Source organism: Roseateles sp. (assembly GCF_047654805.1).
Lineage (GTDB): Bacteria > Pseudomonadota > Gammaproteobacteria > Burkholderiales > Burkholderiaceae_C > Pelomonas.
Genome location: NZ_JASGIV010000001.1, coordinates 3168744 through 3189522, shown reverse-complemented (window position 1 = coordinate 3189522; position 20779 = coordinate 3168744). Strand labels below are relative to the sequence as shown.

The 20779-nt window shown below is 64.1% G+C and carries 16 protein-coding genes; 14 read left to right on the top strand and 2 right to left on the bottom strand.

The window, feature by feature from the left end; genetic code table 11:
* Window positions 1-48: 48 nt before the first annotated feature.
* The 6 genes from prsK (at window position 49) to pepA (ending at window position 9231) form a co-directional block, all read left to right on the top strand.
* On the top strand, window positions 49-2199 hold the full coding sequence (gene prsK / locus QM732_RS14365) for an XrtA/PEP-CTERM system histidine kinase PrsK (protein WP_415656809.1): 2151 nt from the start codon (window positions 49-51) through the stop codon (window positions 2197-2199).
* The gene (gene prsR, locus QM732_RS14360; RefSeq protein WP_415656808.1) at window positions 2196-3557 is read left to right on the top strand and encodes a PEP-CTERM-box response regulator transcription factor; all 1362 of its coding nucleotides are present in this window, start codon (window positions 2196-2198) and stop codon (window positions 3555-3557) included. Before prsK ends, prsR begins: the two co-directional genes overlap by 4 nt.
* Before the next feature lie 104 nt (window positions 3558-3661).
* On the top strand, window positions 3662-4555 hold the full coding sequence (locus QM732_RS14355; protein WP_415656807.1) for a S1C family serine protease: 894 nt from the start codon (window positions 3662-3664) through the stop codon (window positions 4553-4555).
* 63 nt (window positions 4556-4618) lie between these two features.
* Complete coding sequence (locus tag QM732_RS14350) at window positions 4619-5404, top strand: PEP-CTERM/exosortase system-associated acyltransferase (RefSeq protein WP_415656806.1); 786 nt, start codon at window positions 4619-4621, stop codon at window positions 5402-5404.
* Window positions 5405-5521: 117 nt separating this feature from the next.
* On the top strand, window positions 5522-8254 hold the full coding sequence (gene prsT / locus QM732_RS14345) for an XrtA/PEP-CTERM system TPR-repeat protein PrsT (RefSeq protein WP_415656805.1): 2733 nt from the start codon (window positions 5522-5524) through the stop codon (window positions 8252-8254).
* Between the two features lie 170 nt (window positions 8255-8424).
* A complete protein-coding gene (gene pepA / locus QM732_RS14340) occupies window positions 8425-9231 on the top strand; it encodes a flocculation-associated PEP-CTERM protein PepA (protein WP_415656804.1) in 807 nt (268 codons plus the stop codon).
* Window positions 9232-9326: 95 nt separating this feature from the next.
* On the opposite strand, the gene QM732_RS14335 is transcribed toward pepA, so the two are convergent.
* Both QM732_RS14335 and QM732_RS14330 read right to left on the bottom strand, forming a co-directional pair.
* Window positions 9327-10559 carry a glycosyltransferase gene (locus QM732_RS14335; protein ID WP_415656803.1) on the bottom strand — a complete coding sequence of 411 codons (1233 nt, stop codon included), beginning with the start codon at window positions 10557-10559 and terminating at the stop codon, window positions 9327-9329.
* Window positions 10559-11641 (bottom strand): nitroreductase family protein, encoded by a 1083-nt coding sequence (locus QM732_RS14330; protein ID WP_415656802.1) that lies wholly within the window; start codon window positions 11639-11641, stop codon window positions 10559-10561. The genes QM732_RS14335 and QM732_RS14330 overlap by 1 nt, the downstream gene beginning before the upstream one ends.
* 96 nt (window positions 11642-11737) lie before the next feature.
* On the opposite strand from QM732_RS14330, the gene QM732_RS14325 reads away from it, so the two are divergent.
* The 8 genes from QM732_RS14325 (at window position 11738) to QM732_RS14290 (ending at window position 20776) form a co-directional block, all read left to right on the top strand.
* The gene (locus QM732_RS14325; protein ID WP_415656801.1) at window positions 11738-12619 is read left to right on the top strand and encodes a ThiF family adenylyltransferase; all 882 of its coding nucleotides are present in this window, start codon (window positions 11738-11740) and stop codon (window positions 12617-12619) included.
* Window positions 12620-12890: 271 nt separating this feature from the next.
* Window positions 12891-13484: an XrtA/PEP-CTERM system exopolysaccharide export protein gene (locus QM732_RS14320; protein WP_415659385.1), complete on the top strand. Its 594-nt coding sequence runs from the start codon at window positions 12891-12893 to the stop codon at window positions 13482-13484.
* 65 nt (window positions 13485-13549) lie between these two features.
* A complete protein-coding gene (locus QM732_RS14315) occupies window positions 13550-15136 on the top strand; it encodes an XrtA system polysaccharide chain length determinant (protein ID WP_415656800.1) in 1587 nt (528 codons plus the stop codon).
* A gap of 1 nt (window position 15137) precedes the next feature.
* Window positions 15138-16121 carry an XrtA-associated tyrosine autokinase gene (locus tag QM732_RS14310; protein WP_415656799.1) on the top strand — a complete coding sequence of 328 codons (984 nt, stop codon included), beginning with the start codon at window positions 15138-15140 and terminating at the stop codon, window positions 16119-16121.
* Window positions 16102-17649 carry a TIGR03016 family PEP-CTERM system-associated outer membrane protein gene (locus QM732_RS14305; protein ID WP_415656798.1) on the top strand — a complete coding sequence of 516 codons (1548 nt, stop codon included), beginning with the start codon at window positions 16102-16104 and terminating at the stop codon, window positions 17647-17649. The genes QM732_RS14310 and QM732_RS14305 overlap by 20 nt, the downstream gene beginning before the upstream one ends.
* A 1-nt stretch (window position 17650) precedes the next feature.
* On the top strand, window positions 17651-18748 hold the full coding sequence (locus QM732_RS14300) for an XrtA/PEP-CTERM system-associated ATPase (RefSeq protein WP_415656797.1): 1098 nt from the start codon (window positions 17651-17653) through the stop codon (window positions 18746-18748).
* An 84-nt stretch (window positions 18749-18832) separates the two neighbouring features.
* Window positions 18833-19726 carry an XrtA system polysaccharide deacetylase gene (locus QM732_RS14295; protein ID WP_415656796.1) on the top strand — a complete coding sequence of 298 codons (894 nt, stop codon included), beginning with the start codon at window positions 18833-18835 and terminating at the stop codon, window positions 19724-19726.
* On the top strand, window positions 19727-20776 hold the full coding sequence (locus tag QM732_RS14290) for a FemAB family XrtA/PEP-CTERM system-associated protein (RefSeq protein WP_415656795.1): 1050 nt from the start codon (window positions 19727-19729) through the stop codon (window positions 20774-20776).
* The last annotated feature ends 3 nt before the right edge of the window (window positions 20777-20779 follow it).

Genomic DNA, 20779 nt, shown 5'->3' with positions numbered 1-20779 from the left:
GGCGCAAGCGCCGGTGCCCAAGGTCGCTGAGGCATGCTTGAATTGCGCATGCCTGTTGCTGCCGAACTGGACTCCGCCCCGGGCGCCATGATCGACGGGCTCACGCCCATGCTCTCCCTGAGCAACCTGGGCGATCTGATCTGTGCTTTGGCGTACGGCCTGTTCGCGCTCCACTTTGCGCAGAGGCTGCTGCGAGGCAGCATGCCGATCACGGGTCTGGCCCTCGTTTTCCTTGCGGCCCTGGCCGCCAGTTCGATCTGGGCGGGGGTCGCCCTCGCGGATGGCCTGCGGCATTGGTCTGACCACCTGCCGACCTGGATCACTCCTACCCTGGATCTGTTGCGGTTCGGGTTCTGGTTCGCCTTCATACTGCTTTTGCTGCCGCGGCGACGAGGCGGCGGCCTGGGCTGGATGCGTCCGCTGGCCGGCTTTGCGGTACTGGCCCAGCTCTGGTTGATCATGTCAGCAGAGAACCTGCCCGCAGAGGAGCTTGCGCGCCCGCAGGCACTTGCGGCGCTTGGCGCCGCCGTGCTGGGTCTGGTTCTCGTCGAGCAGATGCTGCGCAATTCGGCGGGAGACGCTCGTTGGAATGCCAAGCCGGTCTGCCTCGGCCTAGGCGCCATCTTCTTGTTCGATCTCTTCATCAGTTCCCAGGCAGCGCTGTTCCAGCACTTTGACGATGCGGCCATCAGCGTGCGCTCGCTCGTGCACGCTGCGGCGGTTCCGCTGCTCTACGTGGCATCGCGCCGGCACGCCGATTGGCTGGACAAGCTGCATGTGTCGCGTGCGGCGGTCTTTCATTCGGCAACGCTGTTGCTTGTTGGCGGCTATCTTCTGATGGTGGCCGGCGTCGGCTACTACGTGCGCTATACCGGTGGGGATTGGGGCAGGGCCTTGTCCGTGGCCCTGGTCTTCGTCGCGCTGCTGGCGCTGGCCCTGCTGGTGGCGTCCGGCTCGATGCGTTCGCGGCTGCGGGTGTACATCAGCAAGAACTTCTTCAGCTACCGCTACGACTACCGGGAGGAGTGGCTGCGCTTCACGCAGTTGCTGTCCGGTAGCGCGGAGCCCCAACACACCGCCGAGACCGTCGTGCGCGCCTTGGCCAACCTGGTCGAGAGCCCGAGTGGCATGCTGTGGATGCAGCGTGCTGCCGGAGGCGATTTCCTGCAGGCCGCGCGCTGGAACCTGCCCGCCCACGCCGGGAGCGAAGCCCGCGACGGGGCGCTGGCCAGATTCTGGAAGGAGCGAGCCTGGATCATCGATCTGGAGGAGTGGCGCGCAAGGCATGATGCCTACCCCGACCTGGAGCTGCCCGCCTGGCTGATCGATGAGCCGCGGTGCTGGTTGCTGGTGCCGCTGCTCGTGCGCGATGCGCTGATCGGCTTCGTCGTACTGGGCCGGCCGCGCGCTGTCGTCGAGCTGAACTGGGAGGTGCGAGACCTGCTGCGCACTGCGGCCAGTCAGGCTTCAGGCTATCTGGATCAGGTCCAGGCGACGGAGGCCTTGCTGGAGGCTCGCAAGTTCGATGCCTTCAACCGCATGTCGGCATTCGTCGTGCATGACCTGAAGAACATCGTCACGCAGCTGTCGCTGATGATGAAGAACGCCAAGCGGCTGCGCGACAACCCCGAGTTTCAGCAGGACATGCTGGACACGGTCGAGAACTCGCTCGAGAAGATGCGCCAGTTGATGTTGCAGCTACGGGAGGGGGACAAACCCCATGGCGTGACCAGCGGCGTCGACCTGGAGCAGATCGCCAGACGGCTCGCGACCGCCGCATCCAGCAAGGGCCGGACGCTGGAGCTGGAGCTTCAGGCCGGCGTCAGCACGCGAGGCCACGCGGAACGCGTGGAACGGGTGCTGGGGCATGTCGTGCAGAACGCGTTCGACGCCACGCCTGCCAGTGGCTGCGTGTGCCTGCGACTGGACGCACAGGGCAGCCAGGCCCGCGTTCGCGTGGAGGACAACGGCTGCGGGATGAGCGAGGATTTCATCCAGAATCGACTCTTCAAGCCGTTTCAGACCACCAAGGCCAGCGGCATGGGCATTGGCGCCCACGAGAGCTATCAATACGTGCATGAACTGGGAGGCAAGATCAGCGTGCAGAGCGAACTGAACCGGGGGACCACCGTCACCCTGCTGCTGCCCTTGTTTCATGCGCAGGCTGACGCACCGCTGGCTGCGCTTGACGCCCAATGAGTGCGCCTCGTCACGCCCCGCTGCTGATCGTCGAGGACGATCTCGCACTGCAGAAGCAGCTCAAGTGGTCGCTGGATCGCTTCGAGTCGGTCACGGCGGATGACGTCGCCAGCGCCGTGCTGCAGTTCCGCCGCAGCAGCCCGGCCGTCGTCACGATGGACCTCGGCCTGCCACCGGATCGGGACTCGGTCTCCGAGGGCTTCAAATGCCTTGAGAAGCTGCTGGAACTCGACCCTTCGGTCAAGGTCATCGTGCTGACCGGGCAGAACGACCAGGAGAACGCACTGCGGGCCATCCGGATGGGCGCGTACGACTTCCTCGCTAAGCCGGTGGATCCCGATGTGCTGGCCCTGACCGTGGAGCGCGCCTATCGCCTGTACGAGCTGCAGCAGGAGAACCGCCGGTTGCAGATGCAGCAGAGCAGCGACGTGTTCTCCGGCCTTGTCACACGTGATCCCGGCATGCAGCGCGTTTGCCGCATGATCGAGAAGGTGGCGCCCAGCGACGCCACGGTGCTGCTGCTGGGTGAAAGCGGCACAGGCAAGGAGGTGCTGGCCCAGGGGCTGCACGACGCCTCCAAGCGCAAGGGCCGCTTTGTCGCCATCAACTGCGCCGCCATCCCCGAGACGCTGCTGGAGAGTGAGCTCTTCGGCTACGAGAAAGGGGCCTTCACCGGTGCGACCAAGTCCACCGTCGGCAAGATTGAGACGGCCAACGGCGGCACGTTGATGCTGGACGAGATCGGCGACCTGCCCATGCCTTTGCAGGCCAAGCTGCTGCGCTTTCTGCAGGAGCGGGTCATCGAGCGAGTGGGCGGCCGCCAGGAAATCCCGATGGATGTGCGCGTCGTCGGCGCAACTCACCAGGACCTGAAGGCCCGCATCGCCGACGGACGTTTTCGTGAGGACCTCTACTACCGTCTTGCCGAGATCGTTGTCGAGATCCCGCCGTTGCGCGAGCGTGTCGGAGACCCCGTGCTGCTGTCGCATGCCTTTGCGCGCCGTTTCGCCACCGAGATGCGCCGCCCCGTGCCGACACTAGCCGACGACGCCGTGCGTGCCCTTGAGGCGCATCGATGGCCCGGCAATGTCCGCGAACTGCAGAACATGCTCAAGCGAGCCGTGATCATGTGCGAGGACGATCGCATCGCCGCGCTGGACCTTGGCCTGCGCGCGACGCCTTCGCCGGCTGACGACAGCACGACGCTGGATCTGCGTACCGTGCGGGAGAACGCCGAGCGTCAGGCGGTCATCACAGCACTGGCTCGCACCGATGGCAACATCGTTCGCGCCGCCGAGCTGCTTGGCATCAGCCGTCCGACGCTGTATGACCTCATGAACCGGTTGCAGATCAAATGAGGGCACGGCGTTCGAGACTTGATTGCCAGGCTATCGTGCCGTCGCAGGATTTCGTCATGTCGACCTTGCCTTAGGGTAGGGCATCGCAACAACGCCTGAGCCCCATGCAGATCAAGCAAGCGAGTCTTTGCCATCGGGTGAGCCACGGCATGCGCTGGGTGTCGCACGTTCTGCCTGGGTGCGCGCGTTCCGACCTCTACCGCATTTGCCGCGCCTGGACGGCCTCAGTGCTGCTGGCCATTGCGGCATTTGGCCTGATCAGCCCTCGATTGGCCTGGGGGGACGCCACGCTGCCTGGCTTGATCTCCCGATCCAAGCCGGCAGTCGTCTTGGTGGGCAGCTACGGGTTGTTGGACGCACCGCGCTTTGGATTTCGCGGTACCGGTTTTGCGGTCGGCGACGGCATGCAAGTCATCACCAATGCCCATGTGCTGCCGCCGCTGGAGACGGGGCGCATCGACCGCAGCGTGGCGATACAGGCATGGACGTCCGAGGGTGGCTGGGTGTTGCGCGGGGCGCGCATCGCGAAGGTCGATGCATCCCAGGATCTCGCTCTATTGCAGATCGACGACGGCAGGCCGCTCCCAACCCTGCGCCTAGCAGAACAGGAGGCTGCCGAGGGCGAGATGATTGCGCTGATCGGCTTCCCGATTGGTGGAGCCCTGGGCTTCTCGCACGTGACGCATCGCGGCATCGTGTCGGCGCGGACGGCGATCGTGCAGCCAGCGTCGGGACCTCAAGGCTTGAACGAGAGGGCCGTGCGCCAGTTGCGCCAGGGCAGCTTCGAAGTGCTCCAGCTCGATGCGACCGCCTACCCCGGCAACAGTGGCGGCCCGGTGATCAACGTCGCCACGGGTGAAGTGGTCGGCGTCGTCAGTATGGTGGCGATCAAGGCATCCCACGAATCGGCCTTGACTGCTCCCAGCGGCATCAGCTACGCGATCCCGGTTCGCAATGTACGCAGCTTCCTTTCGGAGGCTGGCAATGCGGGCCGATAGTCGTGAGTCTGTGCGGCATTCAAGCAGCACCTTGATACGATCAGCGTACTTCGAGGTAATTTTGTGAATCCATCGACTTCAAGCGGAAACCTTGGCCATCGATTCGAGGAACTGTTCGAGTTCTCGTTGGCCCTGGATGCGCCCAGTGTCGAGATGGTGTACCGGATCCGGCATGACGTGTACTGCCGCGAGCTGGGGTGGGAAGCAGTGCGCAGCGATGGCCTCGAAACGGATGACTACGATCGTCATTCGGTCCATTGCCTGCTTCGCAAGCGCGGCTCCGGCGACCTCGTGGGCTGTTCGCGTCTGGTGCTGGCCCGACCGGAGCAACCTTCATATCCTTTGCCGTTCGAGATCAGCTGCCGTGACGTGATCAACCGCGATCTGCTGGATCCTGCGCAACTGCCGCGGAATGACGTTGGCGAGGTCTCACGGTTGGCTGTGATGAGCGAGTTTCGTCAGCGCCAGGGTGAGTCCGACAAGCCCGTCTCCGTTGGCGAGCAGGATTTCGAATCCAGAGGCGGCCAGCCTCGCTTCCCATTCATTCCGATGAGCCTGTACCTCGGCGCCGCCGCAGCAGCGCGGCGGCTCAGCGTCGAGAACGTGTTCGTGCTGACGGAGCCTCGTCTGGCCAGTCACTTCGCCCGCCTCGGTTTTGACATTCATCCAGTCGGCGGTGAGATTGAGCATCGTGGCATTCGCGTGCCCTCCTTGCTCAGTTCGAGCAAGGTTGTGGGCAATCTGCGGCCGTTGATCAAGCCTTTGTATGCGGTGATCGACAGGCTGGTGAACCACTCCTTCGAGACTCACCCGGATGCGCTGGAAAGGCTCAGGCCGACCTCGCACTGACCGCTCTCGGTCAGTTCAACGCAGCGTCAATCCGTGCTGCACATTCTCTTGATTGCTGATCACATGAATAAAGCTTCGTCATCTGTAATCGGTGCGAAACGTCGGCGCGCAGCCGGGTTGGCGCTCTCGAGCGTCTTGCTGGTTGGGTGTTTCGGCAAGTCGGCAGATCAGTACCTGGCGGACGCCAAGGCCGATCTGGCCAAGAAGAATGATGCCGGTGCCGTGATCCAGTTGAAGAATGCCTTGCAGGCCAATCCGTCGATGGCCGAAGCGCGGGTTCTGCTCGGTGAGGCGCTGCTGCTGGGGGGCGATGCGCGTGGTTCCCTGACCGAGCTCAACAAGGCCAAGGAGCTAGGCCTCCAAGATGACAGGCTTGAATCGTTGATTGCACAGGCGATGCTCGGGCAGGGACAGTTCGCCAAGGTGATCTCGGAGTTCGCGAACGTGAAGCTCGCCTCGGGCGCCGCGCAAGCCGACCTGCAGGCCTCGCTGGCCATCGCCTACAGCGCCACCGGCAATGCCGCGAAGGCGTTGGAGTTCGCCAACGCGGCCGTGGCCGCCGATGCAAGCGCTCCGCGGGCGCAACTGATTCGCGTCCGCCTGCTCGCTGCTTCGTCCGGGCCAGCTGCTGGGCTGGAGGCGGTCGAGGCGATGCTCGCGAAGTCACCGCAGAGCCCCGATGGCTGGCAGGTCAAGGGCGACCTGTTGGGCCTTCAGGGCAGGGCGGACGAGGCGATGCAGGCCTACCAGAAGGCGCTCGCGCTGGACAAGAAGCATGTGCTGGCCCATGTGGGCACCTTCCACCTGTTGCTGGCGAAGAAGGACCTTGATGGCGCCAAGGCTGAAATCGAGGCGCTGCGCGGCGTGCGTGGCGCAGCGGGCCAGATGCAGCTGTTGACGGTGCTGCTGTCGCTCGAGCGCAATGATCTCGATGCCGCGCGCGACAACATCCAGGCCCTGCTGAAGACGGCACCGGAGGATGTTCGGGTCCTGCATCTGGCGGGTGTCGTCGCCTTTAGGCGCGGTGCGTTGCTGGAGGCCGAGGACTATCTCGGCAAGACCGTCCATGCCGCGCCAGACTTCGAGAAGGCGCGCGTGCTGCTGGCTCAGACGCTGCTGCGTGCCGGCGACTCCGCCAAGGCGCTGAACGTCCTGCAGCCCCTGCTTGTCGAGGGGCGCAGCGTGGGCGCGTTGAGCGTTGCTGCCGAGGCCTACCTGCAGGCCGGTGATGCCCCGCGTGCCGAGGCGGCATTCGCCCAGATTGCCAAGCTCAGCCCCGACAACGCGCCCAGCCGGGTGGCGCTGGCGCTGGTGGATATCGGCAAGGGCCGGGTGGAGCAGGGCGTTGCTGCCTTGACCACCTTGTCGGCGTCGGACAGCAGCCCCGTGGCTGACCTGGCTTTGGTGTCGACCTTCATGAGGCAAGGAGACTGGGCCCAGGCGCTGAAGGCGGTTGAGACGCTCGAACGCAAGACACCGGGCGGTGCAGGGCCAAGCAATCTTCGCGGGCGCATTGAATTGGCTCGAGGCAATCGGAGCAAGGCGATCGAAGCCTTCGAGGCGGCTCTGAAGCGCGATCCTGCCTACTTTCCGGCAGCTGCCAGCCTGGCTGCGCTGGACATGGAGGCCAAGCAGCCCCAGGTGGCGATAGACCGCTTCCAGAAGGTGCTGGCCGCCAATCCCAAGAGCCTTGTCGCCAACATGGCCTTGATCGGTCTGCGGGACCAGACAGGCGCCAACAAGGAAGAGCTCGTTGCTGCGCTGGAGAAGCTGATCAAGCAGATGCCCAGCGAGCCGCGGCCGCGCCTGGCATTGATCGAGTTGCAACTGCGCCGCCAGGAGGTCAAGGCTGCGCTGGCTGCTGCCACCGAGGCTGCTACCGCGCTACCGCACGACACCAACGTGCTTCGACATCTGGCTGGCGTCCAGGCCATGTCGGGCGATTACAACCAGGCCATCACCTCCTACAAGAAGCTGGTCGCCCTGCAGCCTGATGCTCCCGAGCCGCTGGTACTGCTGGCGCAGACCTATGCGGCGCGTGGGGACAGGGCGGCTTCCAAGCAGACGATGGAACGCGCGTTGAAGCTGAAGCCGGGGTACCAGCCCGCGCAGCGGGCGCTGATTTCCAATGAGCTTGCGGTCGGGAACTTTGCAGAAGCTCGTCGGCTTGCCAATGCAATGAAGGCCTTGTATCCCAATGATCCGTTGGTGTACTCCATCATGGGTGACATCTCGGCCGTGCAGCGAGACTGGGCCGGTGCGACGCAGAACTACCGTGCCGCGTTGAAACTGCTGTCGCAAGTGGATATCGCGATCAAGCTGCACCGCGTGCTGATCGGTGCGGGCAAGCAATCGGAAGCCAAGCAGTTCGAGTCGGACTGGCTGTCCGAGCATCCGAAGGACCTGAAGTTTCTGATCTATTCCGCTGACGCGACGCTGCTGCTGCTGAACTACGACCTTGCACTGGAGCGCTACATGGCGGTCCTGAAGCTGCAGCCAGACAACGCGAACGCGGCAAACAACGTCGCCTGGCTGCTGAATCGCAGCAAGGACCCGAACGCCATGGGGTACGCGGAAAAGGCAACCAAGCTGGCTCCTGACAACGCTGATTACATGGACACGCTGGCGCAGGTCCTGGCGACGGCAGGCCGCATAGACAAGGCCATCGAGATCCAGAAGAAGGCGGTCGACCGCGCGCCGGACCATGCCATGCATCGCTTCCACCTGGCGCAGTACTACGTCAGCGCCGGCCAGAAGGCTCCTGCTCGGGAGCAACTGCAGCGTCTGGCTTCATTGGGTGACAGCTTCCCTCAGCAGGCCGAGGTGAAGAAGCTGATGCAGGCGCTCTAGTCGGCTTGTCGGAAAACTTGACACTTTGCCGCGTGAGACGCGTCCGGCAGTGTTGAACTCCAGAAAAATCGTTGTGCGACAGGTGTTTATCAACGCTGGCACGGAGGCTGCTTAATGGTTGGCAAGACCGTGCGAAGGTCGCGCGCTCGTAACGTTTTAGGAGAGTTGACATGAACTTCAAGAAGATGGCTGCCGCGCTCTCGATGGCTGGCGCGACCCTTTTCAGCGGCGCGGCATTTGCCGATCCGAGCATCACGAACGTGGATGGCACGTACACCCCGTTCGGTGGTTTCGACTGGGCTTCGGGCTCCGGTGCATGGACCTCGGGCTTCACGGGTGTCCCGGGTTCGACCTTCACGCTGAACTACGTCGGTTGGGCGGTCTCCGTGACCGACACTGGCGGTCAGCCGATTGAGCAGTTCGGCAATCTGGACACCACTGCCAACGGCCTGAAGAAGAATGTGAATGCCTACGAGTACACCGTGGTGGCCACCTTCACCGAGAAGGTTGTCAGCTGCGCCAGCGCCACGGAGTGCACGTTCCAGGTGACCGGCGGTACGTTCGACGTCTACTACGATCTGGCTGCCAATGCCAAGGCCAATGGTTCGGCCTGGAGCGGTTTTGGCGACGGCACGAAGATCCTGTCGGGTACCTTCGACGCTGGCTCGACCACGCTGTTCAACACGCTGACGGGTGGCCAGGCTGCTCTGACCGGTGTCGTGACCTACACGAACTCGGCCTACATCACGCCTGACATGGTCAGCACGAACGTGACCTCCACGCTGCAACTGGGCTCTTCGGTGACCAACTTCACTGCCCCGAGCTCGGTTGACGGTGTCAACGTCGGTGCCGGCCAAGTTGTGTTCCAGGCTGACGCGAACCAGACCTTCTCGGCTGCTGTTCCTGAGCCGGCTTCGCTGGCCCTGGTTGGCCTGGCACTGGCTGGTGTTGGCTTCGTGGCTCGCCGCCGCAAGTAAGCAAAGCGGATCCGGCGTAAGCCGGATGCAGGAAAACGCCCCGACCTTCGGGGCGTTTTTTTTGCCGATCTGGCTTGATGAGCCCTGGCGGAAGGCTAGCTTCGTGACGCCAGCAGCCGGGTGGCGACACCATCGAAAGCTGCGCCGACGCCGTTGGCGGCTGACTGAAGCTGCAGAGCGAGTTCCCGGGCGGCGAGGGTGGCGGCGCTGGAATACAGCAGCGTCTGAGCGGCGTGTCGTATGGCACCTTGGCTCAGCCGGTCGGCGCGCAGCGTGATGCCTGCACCAGCGGCCTCGACCGGTGCCATGTTCAGGAACTGGTCCATGTTGCTGGCAATGCCCAGCGTAGGGATGCCGGCTGCCAATGCCTGCTGGGTGCTGAGGCTGCCGCCATTGCTGATCATCAGCCGCGAGCGCTGCGCGGCTGCGTCGCCTGGCAGATAGCTTGCCAGCCTAGCATTTGCCGGAGCATTCGATGGTGCCGGCGCGCCAGCCGTCGACACCAGCACGAGTACCGGCAAGTCTTTCAGCGCCTCGAGGATCAACGGCAGCAGCGATGTATTGCCTGAGCTTCCCAGGGTGACGTACACGCCCCCCATCTCCTTGCCGGCCGGTGCATCCCACCAGTCTGGCGTTCGCAGCGCAGGCGACCACGACAGCGGGCCGATGTAGGTGTGGGTGCTGCTCGGCCCGCCAACGGGGTAAAGCGACGCCAGGTCCGGAATCAGTCGGTGGTCGGCATCGGTGTATGCGCGTCGCAGGTTGTTGCCCAGGGTGGGCAGCTTGTAGCGCTTGCGCAACTGGTTCATCGGCCGGCAATGGGCAATGAAAGCGAGTGGCCGAAACGTGTGAAACAGCGCGGCTGCTAGCGGAAGTGGAAGCATGCGGCTCAGCGGAATCACCGGCAGTGCATACCCGCCTTCGTACTGTGGCATCCAGTAGGCATTGGTGATTGCCATGTATGGCACGCCCGCCAGTCGCGCACTGACCGACAGCGACAGCCTGAAGTCGCCGACGACCAGGTCTGGCTTGAATGCCTCAAGCAGCCGGAGGTCTTCTCTGACATAGGCATCCAGTGTGTCGAGATCGTAGACCGGCGTGCCCTTGGCCAGTGCTTCGTTGAACTGTGCGCCGGGAATGCTGCGTATGTCTTCGCGCTGCCAGGGGCCATCGGCCGTGAAGGCTGCGTATCGTGGGTCGCAGGCCAGCATGAGCTTGTGCCCCCGGGGTGCGATGGCGCGGGCAAGCGCGATCGGGCGCGCCACATGTGCCAGTGTCACTGCCTCGGCGAAGAGTGCGATCCGGAGCGGGCGTTCGAGGGTGGTCATTACGCAGGCCCTGAAATCAGCAGGCTCTCAAGCGGTCGCCGCAGCGAGCGCGACTCAGGCTGCCGACCGTGGCCGACGCGGCCCATGAAGACGGCATGGGTTGCCGCGTGCTCACCGACCACACCGACGAAGCGCTGGTCGAGTTGCTGTGCCATCTTCTGCGCGCCGGGCTTGCTCGAGAAGTTCATGCCCGCACGCGCGTAGCGAGTGAAGACCAGTGGCGTGACCTCGGGTTGTAGTAGCAGGCCTTGCTGGGTGGCTGTCAGCCAGAAGCGCTGCATCGCGCGGCCCGCTGCGACGTAGTCATCGATCGTGTTCGCGGTGTTCTTGGCGAGTAGCAGGAAATGAGCTGCGCAGGCTACGCCTGGCAGGAAGTCCAGCTGGATGCGCGGGGCCCAGGTGCCTGCGAAGAAGCGATTGAACAGCTCCACCCGGCTCCAGCTCTGCATCACGAAACGCATCAGCCGGGTCGTCATCGGGTCGGTGCCGAGGGCCTGGTCCGGCACTCGGTCCTCGCTGAACTGTGTCTGCCACTCGATGATGTCCTTGTGGACCTGATAGGCCTCGGGTGTGACCAGCCGGATCTTGGCCGAATGAAACAGCATCTTGGCAACCTTCAGCCGCTCGCCGCCGCTCTCCAGCCACTGGATTGCGTAGTCGGGGCCGATGGCGGCCGCCAGTGCCTGCTTCTGCTGGGGTGTCAGGGGTTGTGTCTTCAGCGGCCTGCGCTGCACGCTGCGGGTCTTGATGCAGGATGCAAGGGGGTCGGCGACCATGTCGGGGGCGGCCGAAAACTCGAGATCAAACACCGGCCGCGTTTCTGGCGAGTCCGTGCGTCGCTTCGCTTGCATGCGAAGCTGGTGGTGGCTGGCGGCGATGGCGGCTGTTTCGATCAGGGCGCCTATGGCGATCTGGCTGGGGTGTCCGTCCAGGTCATAGACGCAGTGATCCCGGGTGTCGAATCCATGGACGGCGACATGGTTGGAGTCGATGATTTCGAATCGCCAAGGCTGCGTGTTGTCCCCGCTGGGGGCCCATCGTGCAAAATCCAGGATCTGCAGGATGGCAGCTCGTGAATCCATAGTTTGCGGCCTTTCTTGTATTGATGATGGCAGGTGCGGGGCGTCTCTGCTTCGGCGTGCCTTGATGATGACTCTGCCCGGCGCAAAGGGGGGAACTTGAGCCAAGCTTCGACTTTCGACTATGGGCGGGCATTTTCCAGGAACATCGGCTGGGTGACCGAGGCCGAGCAGGAAAAACTTCGCTCCGCGCGCGTCGCGATTGCCGGCTTGGGTGGCGTCGGGGGCGCCCATCTGCTGACGCTGTGCCGGTTGGGCATGAGTCGTTTCAGCATCGCGGACTTCGACGAATTTGGCGTCCACAACATGAATCGCCAGGTCGGCGCCTTCATGTCGACACTCGATCGTCCTAAGGCGCAGGTTCTGGCTGAAATGGCGCGGGACATCAATCCGGAAGTTGACGTCCGTATATTCTCCGAAGGTGTAACTGACGCGAATATCGACGAATTCCTGAGCGATGTCGACGTCTATGTTGATGGCATTGATTTCTTTGCGCTGCCGGTGCGGCGCAAGCTATTTCAGGCCTGTTATGAAAAAGGTATCCCAGCGCTGACGGCGGCGCCGCTGGGTATGGGCGTTTCCTTCCTGTATTTCAAGCCCGGGGCCATGAGTTTCGAGAATTATTTCAGGGTCGAGGGACGTAGTGAGAATGAGCAATACGCAAGGTTCATTGCGGGCCTTTCGCCCGCAATGCTGCAGCGTGACTATCTCGTCGCGCCGCATGCGGTGAATTTCCAGGAGCGGCGCGGCCCGTCGACCATGATGTCCTGCGATCTGTGTGCAGGGGTCATGGGTGTTTCGGTATTGAAGGTGCTGCTCGGGCGTGGGGACCTGCGACCGGCGCCATGGGCCATGCAGTTCGATGCCTACCACCAGAAAATCAAGTTCACCTGGCGTCCGTTTGGCAACGCCAATCCGATCCAGCAGATCATGTTGCTGCTGATCCGGCCTTTGCTGGAAGGGCGCGCGAAGCCGCGCTGAGTTCTAGTGTCGGTAAACGCGCTGCGGGTGTGAAATTGCACGCCGCAGGCGGGGCATACCCCCCGATTCAGCTACCTGGGCGCGGGTGAGCCTATGGCATCATGCGGCGCTCCCAATCTGGCGTGCTTCCTGTTCGCGCCTCGGTCTTTCCGACGACCAGACCCACAGAGGATTTGCCTTGGACACCATTCATGCTTCGAATCGCAGCGATGCGCAACTGATGTCGGCCGGCGGTGTTCAGGCACGGCTGCGGGCCTGGGCTTCGGGGGCAATGGCCCTGCTGGCCGTGTCGGCAACCGTCGGGCTGGCCGGTTGCGCGTCAACCCAGCATCCGGCGGCGCCCGCCCAGGTGGCGAGTGATGATTACAGCTACGTCATTGGTGCTGGCGACAACCTGAGCATTCAGGTCTGGCGCAACCCTGAGCTGTCGATGGCTGTGCCTGTGCGACCTGACGGCAAGATTGCCGCCCCGCTGGTGGACGAGATGGTCGTCCAGGGCAAGACGTCGGTGCAGGTGGCGCGTGATGTCGAGCAGCAGTTGAGCAAATATGTCCGGGATCCGGTTGTCACCGTGATCGTGACAAGTTTCGTCGGTCCTTACAGCGAGCAGATTCGTGTCGTTGGCGAAGCTGCCAGGCCGCAGTTCCTGCCTTACAAGCAGAAGATGACGCTGCTGGACGTGATGATCGCGGTGGGCGGGTTGACGGATTTCGCGTCGGGCAATAGCGCCACCATCCTGCGCACGGCCGAAGGCAACAAGCAGTATTCCGTGCGCTTGAAGGATCTGATCAAGCGTGGGGACGTGTCGGCCAATGTGGAGATGCGCCCGGGCGACATCTTGATCATTCCCCAGAGCCTGTTCTGAGTTGCGGATGGCGGGCCAGGTGCCCGCTGACATCTTTGCGATCGCTTTAACCGAGACTGTTTCCGATGGAATTGTTGATGGGTCAGCTGCTGATCATCGCTCGGCGGATGTGGAAATACCGTTGGGTGGGCTTGATCGTGGCCTGGGTGGCTGGCGTGGTCGGAGCCGTGGTGGTGTTCGCGCTGCCGGATCGCTACGAGGCCAGTGCCCGCATCTATGTGGACACCCAGTCCATGCTGAAGCCGCTGATGTCGGGCCTGGCCGTCCAGCCCAATGTCGAGCAGCAGGTGACGATGCTGAGCCGCACGCTGATCAGTCGGCCCAATGTCGAAAAGCTCGTGCGCATGGCCGACCTGGACTTGAAGAGCCAGTCGAAGGCCCAGCAGGAAGCCACCATCGAGGCGGTGACTGGCAACCTGTCCATCCAGAGCAGTGGTCGCGACAACCTCTACATCCTCGGCTATCGCGACAGCGATCCCGAGACGGCCAAGCGCGTGGTACAGGCGCTGGTGTCGATTTTCGTCGAGTCCAGCCTTGGCCAGACGCGCCAGGGCACGTCGACGGCGACGACTTTCATCAATGAGCAGATCAAGGCCTACGAGGCCAAGCTTGAAGAAGCCGAGACGCGGCTGAAGGAATTCCGTCTGAAGAACCTGTCCAACGCGGCAGGCGACGGCAAGGATTCCGCGGCACGCCTGGCGGAGCTCGGCGCGCAGCTCGAGAGTGCACGGCTGCAGTATCGCGAGGCCGTCAACGCACGTGATGCAGCCAAGGCCCAGCTCGACGCCGAGAAAGGGCGCTCCAGCTCGCCGACCACGGCCCAGAGTCTGATGCAGGAATCCAATGCCAACGTCAGCACGCCGGAACTGGACGCCCGGTTGGCCGACCAACGTCGCAACCTCGATGCGCTGCTGCAGCGCTATACCGACCAACATCCGGACATCGTCACGACGCGCAAGCTCATCAAGGATCTCGAGGAGCAGAGGAAGAAGGAGATCGCCGAGTTGCGCAAGTCGGCGATCAACATGCCCGCGGCGACCGGCCCGTCGGGCGGCAGCATTGCGATGCAGGAGATGGTTCGGGTCCTCGCAATGTCCGAGGTTCAGGTGGCGTCGCTGCGTGCGCGGGTTGACGAGTACTCCAGTCGCTACGCACAGGCCCTTGCTGCCATGAAGACGGCGCCTCAGGTCGAAGCCGAGGCGGCCCAGTTGAACCGCGACTACGCGATCCACAAGCGCAACTACGAAGAGCTCGTTCAGCGCCGCGAGCAGGCCTCGATCTCGGGCGAGCTCGATGTCGCTTCGGGCATCGCGGACTTCCGGGTCATTGACCCGCCGCGCGCCAATCCCAAGCCCGTGGCGCCCAATCGGCTGCTGCTGCTGGCAGGTGCGATGGCCGCTGCCCTGGGTGTCGGCCTGTTCACGACGTTCGCCGCCAGTCAGTTGCGCCCGGTCTTCCACGACGCGAATGACCTGCGCACCCGGGTGGAGTTGCCAATCCTCGGCGTGGTGACCCGTCTCGTGACCGATGCGGACCGTGCCCGCCAGCGTGTCGACCTGATCCGGTTCTCTGCGGGTGCCGGTGGACTGCTGGTGATGTTTGCCGTCGCATTGACGGTCTTGGCTGTGCAACTGAGCCGGCAGGTGGTTTGACATGACAAGCCTGATTGAACAGGCCGCACAGCGGCTCGAGCAACTTCGCCAGGCCGGTGTTGTGCTCCCGGGTGACGAGCAGGCACAACCTGCGGTCGAGCCCACGATGGCCTCTCCCATCGTGGCAGCTCCGGTGGAGGCCTCGCCCGTCGTCGCCGCGAAACCCGGTGCCGTCGGCATTTCGATCCAGGACGACGGCCCCCACGCCTCGTCCAAACGTGTCGAGCTCGATGTGGTCGCGCTGGCGGCGCAGGGCTTTTTGATGCCTCATGCGCCGCGCTCGCAGACCGGCGACCAGTACCGGGTCATCAAGCGCCCGTTGATCAAGAACGCGATGGGCAAGGGCGCGGCGACGATCAACCATGCCAATCTGCTGATGGTGACCAGCGCCCTGGCTGGCGAAGGCAAGAGCTTCACCTCCATCAATCTGGCATTGAGCATCGCCGCCGAGCTCGACAACACCGTCATGCTGGTCGACGCCGACGTGGCGCGCCCGTCTGTGCTGCGGATGCTGGGCCTGCCCCAGGGGCCCGGCCTGCTCGACGTGCTGGAGGATCGCGTCGAGATGTCCGAGGTGCTGCTGCGCACCAACGTCGAAAAGCTGACCATCCTGCCCAGCGGTACCCCGCACCCGCGCGCGACGGAGCTGCTGGCCAGCGACGCCATGAGCCATCTGCTCGACACCATGGCCAAGCGCTATCCGGACCGGATCATCATCTTCGACTCGCCGCCGCTGCTGCTGACGACTGAGTCGCGCGTGCTGGCTTCGCACATGGGGCAGATCATCATCGTCGTCCACGCCGAGAAGACGGCGCAGAGCGCTGTCCAGCAAGCTCTTGCCGCGATCGAGACCTGCCCGGTCAAGATGATGTTGCTCAACCAGGCCAGCCCCAACGCTGCCGGCGGCTATGGCTACGGGTATGGCTACGGATACGGCTACGGATACGGGTACGGCTATGGCAGCAATGACTCGGCTCCGACCTGAGTCGCGCCATCTACCCCTGGCCCTCGCTGTCGTCGCGATAGCGGCCCATGCCCAGCAAGGCGATGGTGGTGGTGGTGGTGGTGGTGGTAGTGCCATCAAACCGCGCATCAGCGTCTCGCAGAGCTGGACGGACAACCTCCGCCTCAGCGAGAACGACAAGGACGCCGCACTGATCACGACGGTATCGCCGGGCATCAGCATCGTGCGCAATACCGGCATGCTGCGCGGCACCCTGGACTATTCGCTCAACGGCATCACCTACCTGAAGACGAGCTATGGCTCGCAGCTGCAGAACGCGCTGACGGCGAACGGCCAGGCCGAGATCATTCCTGGCACCTTCTCCGTCAGTGCGCAGGCGAGCATTGGCCAGCAGAACGCATCGGCATTCGGCGTGCAGGCGGCGCCCACGTTGACCTCGCAGGGCGGCGTGGCCGCGCTGGGCGACACGAACCGACGCGAGACCGGTTCCTTGAGCGTAGTGCCGGCATTGCGCGGACAGCTGGGCGGTCTGGCCAGCCTGGATCTGCGTGGCAACTTCTCGATCACCGAAGTGCGCGGCAGCAGCCTTGGGGACAGCCGGGGCAGTGGTGGGTCGCTGCGCATCGCCCAACTGGCGCCGGGTGCGCTGGGCTGGTACCTGATGTTCAACACACAGCGCTTCCACTCCAAGGATGCGCTGTCCAACAACAACAGTTCTGCCGTGGCGGGGCTGAGCTATCGCCTCGGCACGGACTGGGCCTTCAGCGTCAATGCCGGTCAGGAGCGCAGCGACTACCTCAGCCGAAGCGGTAGCGGGAATGACGGGTTCACGGGTGGTGTGACGGCCGACTGGACGCCTACGCCGCGCACGCGGGTGAACGGCAACTGGCAGCGCCACAGCTATGGCGACAGCTACGGCCTGAGTTTCGAGCATCGCATGCGGAACTCGGTCTGGCGCCTCTCCGACTCGCGCAATGTCACGCTGGGCAATACCGGCTCGATGGGTGGGGTGCGGACCAATTACGACCTGTTCTTCCTGCTGTTCGCATCCGTAGAGCCGGATCCGGTCAAGCGCGACACGCTGGTGCGCGCCTATCTGCTGTCGCAGGGCATGTCGCCGGACGCACCGCTCGCACTGGGTTTCCTGTCCACGGGCCCGAGCCAACTGCATGCCCAGATGTTCAGCTTCACGCTGCAGGGTGTGCGCAGCAACATCACGGCGAGCGCCAGCCGCTCCGTCACGAGCCGCGTTGGCGACAACCTCAACCAGGGCGACCTGGCCGACAACGCAAGGATCGAGCAGCGCTCCTATTCGCTGTCGGGCAGCTATCAGCTCACCCCGGTGACCAGCCTTTCGCTGACGGCGTCGCGCCAGCAGAGTCTGGGCGACGCTGGCCGGCATACGCAGCTGACCAGCCTGATTGCCAACTGGAGCAGCCGTCTCGGCTCTCGGCTGAGCGTGCAACTCGGTGCTCGCCACAGCCGCTTCGAAGGCGTCATGTCGTACTCCGAGAATGCGGCATACGCCACGCTGACCCAACAGTTCTGATATGTACGAAGCCTTCTACGGCCTGAGCAGCAAGCCTTTCCAGCTCAGCCCGGACCCGAACTTCTACTACGGCAGCAAGCAGCATCGCCGGGCCAAGGCCTACCTGGACTATGGCGTGTTGCGCAACGACGGCTTCATTGTCATCACCGGTGAGATCGGCGCCGGCAAGACCACGCTGCTGCGTGGCTTGCTGGATAGCCTGAACCGAAGCAACGTCGTCATCGGCAACGTCGTGACGACCCAGCTCGACGCCGAGGACACGCTGCGCATGGTCGGTGCCGCCTTCGGCGTGCGCGTGAAAGATGCGCCCAAGTCCGAGCTGCTGATGACGCTGGAGGCCTTCTTCGTCAACCAGGTCACACAGGGCAAGCGCTGCCTGCTCATCGTCGACGAGGCGCAGAACCTGACGCCGCGCGCGGTTGAGGAATTGCGCATGCTGTCCAACTTCCAGTTCAGCAACCAGTCGCTGCTGCAGACCTTCCTCGTGGGCCAGCCCGAGTTCCGCGGCATCCTGCAAAAGCCTGAGATGGAGCAGTTCCGTCAGCGCGTCGCGGCCACCTGCCACATCGGTCCGCTCGATGAGGACGAGACGCAGCGCTACATGGAGCATCGCCTGAAGTGTGCAGGCTCCACAGGCAAGCCCACCTTCGACCACGACGCCTTTCCCGCCATCCACAAGGCCAGCAACGGTATCCCGCGCCGCATCAACCGGTTGTGTGACCGCCTGCTGCTGCTGGGCTTCATGCAGGGCCGTTCGCACCTGACTCTGGCCGACGTGAAGGAGGTGTTGCGCGACATCGCCCAGGAGAGCGAAACACCGCGCCACGGTGATGCCAGCCCCCTGGACAGCATGCCCGCCAAGCTGCCCGACAGCCGTCCGGGCATGCTGGACAGCACACCGGGTGCGCTGGATGTGGCCAAGCTGAAGATGAGCGTCACTGAGGTGGAGGGGTTGTCCTCCGAGATCGCGGCCTTGAGTGCGGATCACCACACCGATCGCTTGCAGCGCCTGGAGCGCAGCATGATGCGCCTGGAGCGCATCAACCTGCAGACGCTGGCGCTGTTGCAGAAGCTGGTGGATGCCGTCAAACAGCATTGAGGTACGAATGATGCCCCCACGCTCACTTCGTTCACGGCCCCCCGAAGGGGGCGCAGCGCCTTTGCGCGGCTGGGCGGTGCAGCCATGCTGATGCCCACCAAGACGCCGGCCCTGCGCAACGCGATGAGCATCGACGTGGAGGACTACTTCCAGGTCTCGGCCTTCGCGCCCTACATCCGCCGCGACGATTGGAACGGCCTCGAATGCCGCGTGGAGCGCAACATCGAGCGCATCCTCGCGCTGCTGGCCGAGAAGCAGGTCAAGGCCACCTTCTTCACGCTGGGCTGGATCGCCGAGCGCTATCCGCAGGTCGTGAAGGCCATCGTGGCCGGCGGCCACGAGCTGGCCAGTCACGGCTACGGCCACGAGCGTGCCAGCGACCTCAGCCCGGCGGCGTTCCTGGACGACATCAGCCGTGCCAAGGCGCTGCTGGAGGACCTGGGCGGCGTGCCCGTCGTCGGCTACCGCGCGCCGAGCTTTTCCATTGGCAAGGGCAACCTCTGGGCGTTCGACACGCTGCGCGAGGCGGGCTATCGCTACTCCAGCAGCGTCTACCCCATCGCCCATGACCACTACGGCATGCCCGACTCGCCGCGCTTCGCCTACCCGGTGCGCGAGGGCCTGCTGGAGATTCCCGTGACAACCGTGCGCATGGGCTCGCGCAACTTGCCCAGCAGTGGTGGCGGCTACTTCCGGCTGCTGCCCTACGCGCTGTCGCGCTGGATGATCCGCCGTGTCAACGAGGTCGACGGCGAGGCCGCAGTCTTCTACTTCCACCCCTGGGAGATCGACGCCGACCAGCCGCGCATCCCCGGCATCAACGCCAAGACGCGCTTTCGCCACTACGTCAACATCTCCCGCACCCACGGCCGCATCGCGCGATTGCTGGAAGACTTCCGCTGGGGACGCATGGACGAGATCTTCCTCGGCCGAGAGGCCAGCCCGTGCGCTCCGGCGCCTACGCTGAGCCCGGCCTGAATGACGCCCCCCCTTCGCATTGCGCGCTTGGCCGCGCAAGACAAGCCCGTGTCCGCGCGCTGGGACGAATTCGTCTTCGCGCACCCGCAGGCCACCTTCTTTCACCGCAGTGGCTGGTTGCGCATCATCGAGTCGGTGTTCGGCCACCAGGGTTTCTTCCTCTATGCCGAGCGCGAAGGTGTCATCGAGGGTGTGCTGCCACTGGCCGAGGTCAAGAGCCGGTTGTTTGGCCATTCCGTCTCCAGCCTGCCCTTCGGCGTCTATGGCGGTGTGGCGGCGCTGAACGACGAGGCTGCCGCGGCACTCGAAGCCGAGGCCGAGAGGATTGCACGAGGGCAGGGCGCCGAGCACCTGGAGTACCGTAACCTCGGACCCACGCGACACGCCGACTGGCCGCGACAGGATCTCTACGTGACCTTCCGCAAGGAGATCCTGCCTGACGAGGAGGCCAACATGCTGGCCATCCCGCGCAAGCAGCGGGCCATGGTGCGCAAGGGCATCAAGAACGAGCTCCGTGCAGACATCGATGCCGGCGTCGACCGCTTCTTCGACCTCTATGCCGACAACGTACATCGCCACGGCACGCCGGCCATGCCCAGGAAGTACTTCCAGGCGCTGCTGGACGAGTTCGGCCCGGACGCCGAGGTGCTGACCGTCACCGCGCCGGACGGCAAGCCGCTGTCCTCGGTGCTGACGTTCTACTTCCGCGATGAATGCCTGCCCTACTACGCGGGCGACGACGAGGCCGCGCGCGACCTCGCCGCCAACGACTTCAAGTACTGGGAGCTAATGCGCCGTGCCTGCGCGCGAGGTCTCAAGGTCTTCGACTACGGCCGCAGCAAACAAGGCACTGGCCCCTATGCTTTCAAGAAGAACTGGGGCTTCGAGCCGCAGCCGCTGAGCTACGAGTACCGGCTGTTCAAGCGCGACGCGATTCCACAGAACAACCCGAACAACCCCAAGTACCAGCTGATGATCAAGGCGTGGCGCAAGCTGCCCATTGGCGTGGCGAACTGGCTGGGGCCGTTCATCGTCAAGAACCTGGGCTGAGGC

Excerpts from the sequence above, each read along its gene's own strand:
- prsK (WP_415656809.1), top strand. The coding sequence starts at position 49 with ATGCCTGTTGCTGCCGAACTGGACTCCGCCCCGGGCGCCATGATCGAC.
- prsR (WP_415656808.1), top strand. The coding sequence starts at position 2,196 with ATGAGTGCGCCTCGTCACGCCCCGCTGCTGATCGTCGAGGACGATCTC.
- QM732_RS14355 (WP_415656807.1), top strand. The coding sequence starts at position 3,662 with ATGCAGATCAAGCAAGCGAGTCTTTGCCATCGGGTGAGCCACGGCATG.
- pepA (WP_415656804.1), top strand. The coding sequence starts at position 8,425 with ATGAACTTCAAGAAGATGGCTGCCGCGCTCTCGATGGCTGGCGCGACC.
- QM732_RS14335 (WP_415656803.1), bottom strand. The coding sequence starts at position 10,559 with ATGACCACCCTCGAACGCCCGCTCCGGATCGCACTCTTCGCCGAGGCA.
- QM732_RS14330 (WP_415656802.1), bottom strand. The coding sequence starts at position 11,641 with ATGGATTCACGAGCTGCCATCCTGCAGATCCTGGATTTTGCACGATGG.
- QM732_RS14320 (WP_415659385.1), top strand. The coding sequence starts at position 12,891 with ATGGCCCTGCTGGCCGTGTCGGCAACCGTCGGGCTGGCCGGTTGCGCG.
- QM732_RS14315 (WP_415656800.1), top strand. The coding sequence starts at position 13,550 with ATGGAATTGTTGATGGGTCAGCTGCTGATCATCGCTCGGCGGATGTGG.
- QM732_RS14310 (WP_415656799.1), top strand. The coding sequence starts at position 15,138 with ATGACAAGCCTGATTGAACAGGCCGCACAGCGGCTCGAGCAACTTCGC.
- QM732_RS14305 (WP_415656798.1), top strand. The coding sequence starts at position 16,102 with ATGACTCGGCTCCGACCTGAGTCGCGCCATCTACCCCTGGCCCTCGCT.
- QM732_RS14300 (WP_415656797.1), top strand. The coding sequence starts at position 17,651 with ATGTACGAAGCCTTCTACGGCCTGAGCAGCAAGCCTTTCCAGCTCAGC.
- QM732_RS14295 (WP_415656796.1), top strand. The coding sequence starts at position 18,833 with ATGCTGATGCCCACCAAGACGCCGGCCCTGCGCAACGCGATGAGCATC.
- QM732_RS14290 (WP_415656795.1), top strand. The coding sequence starts at position 19,727 with ATGACGCCCCCCCTTCGCATTGCGCGCTTGGCCGCGCAAGACAAGCCC.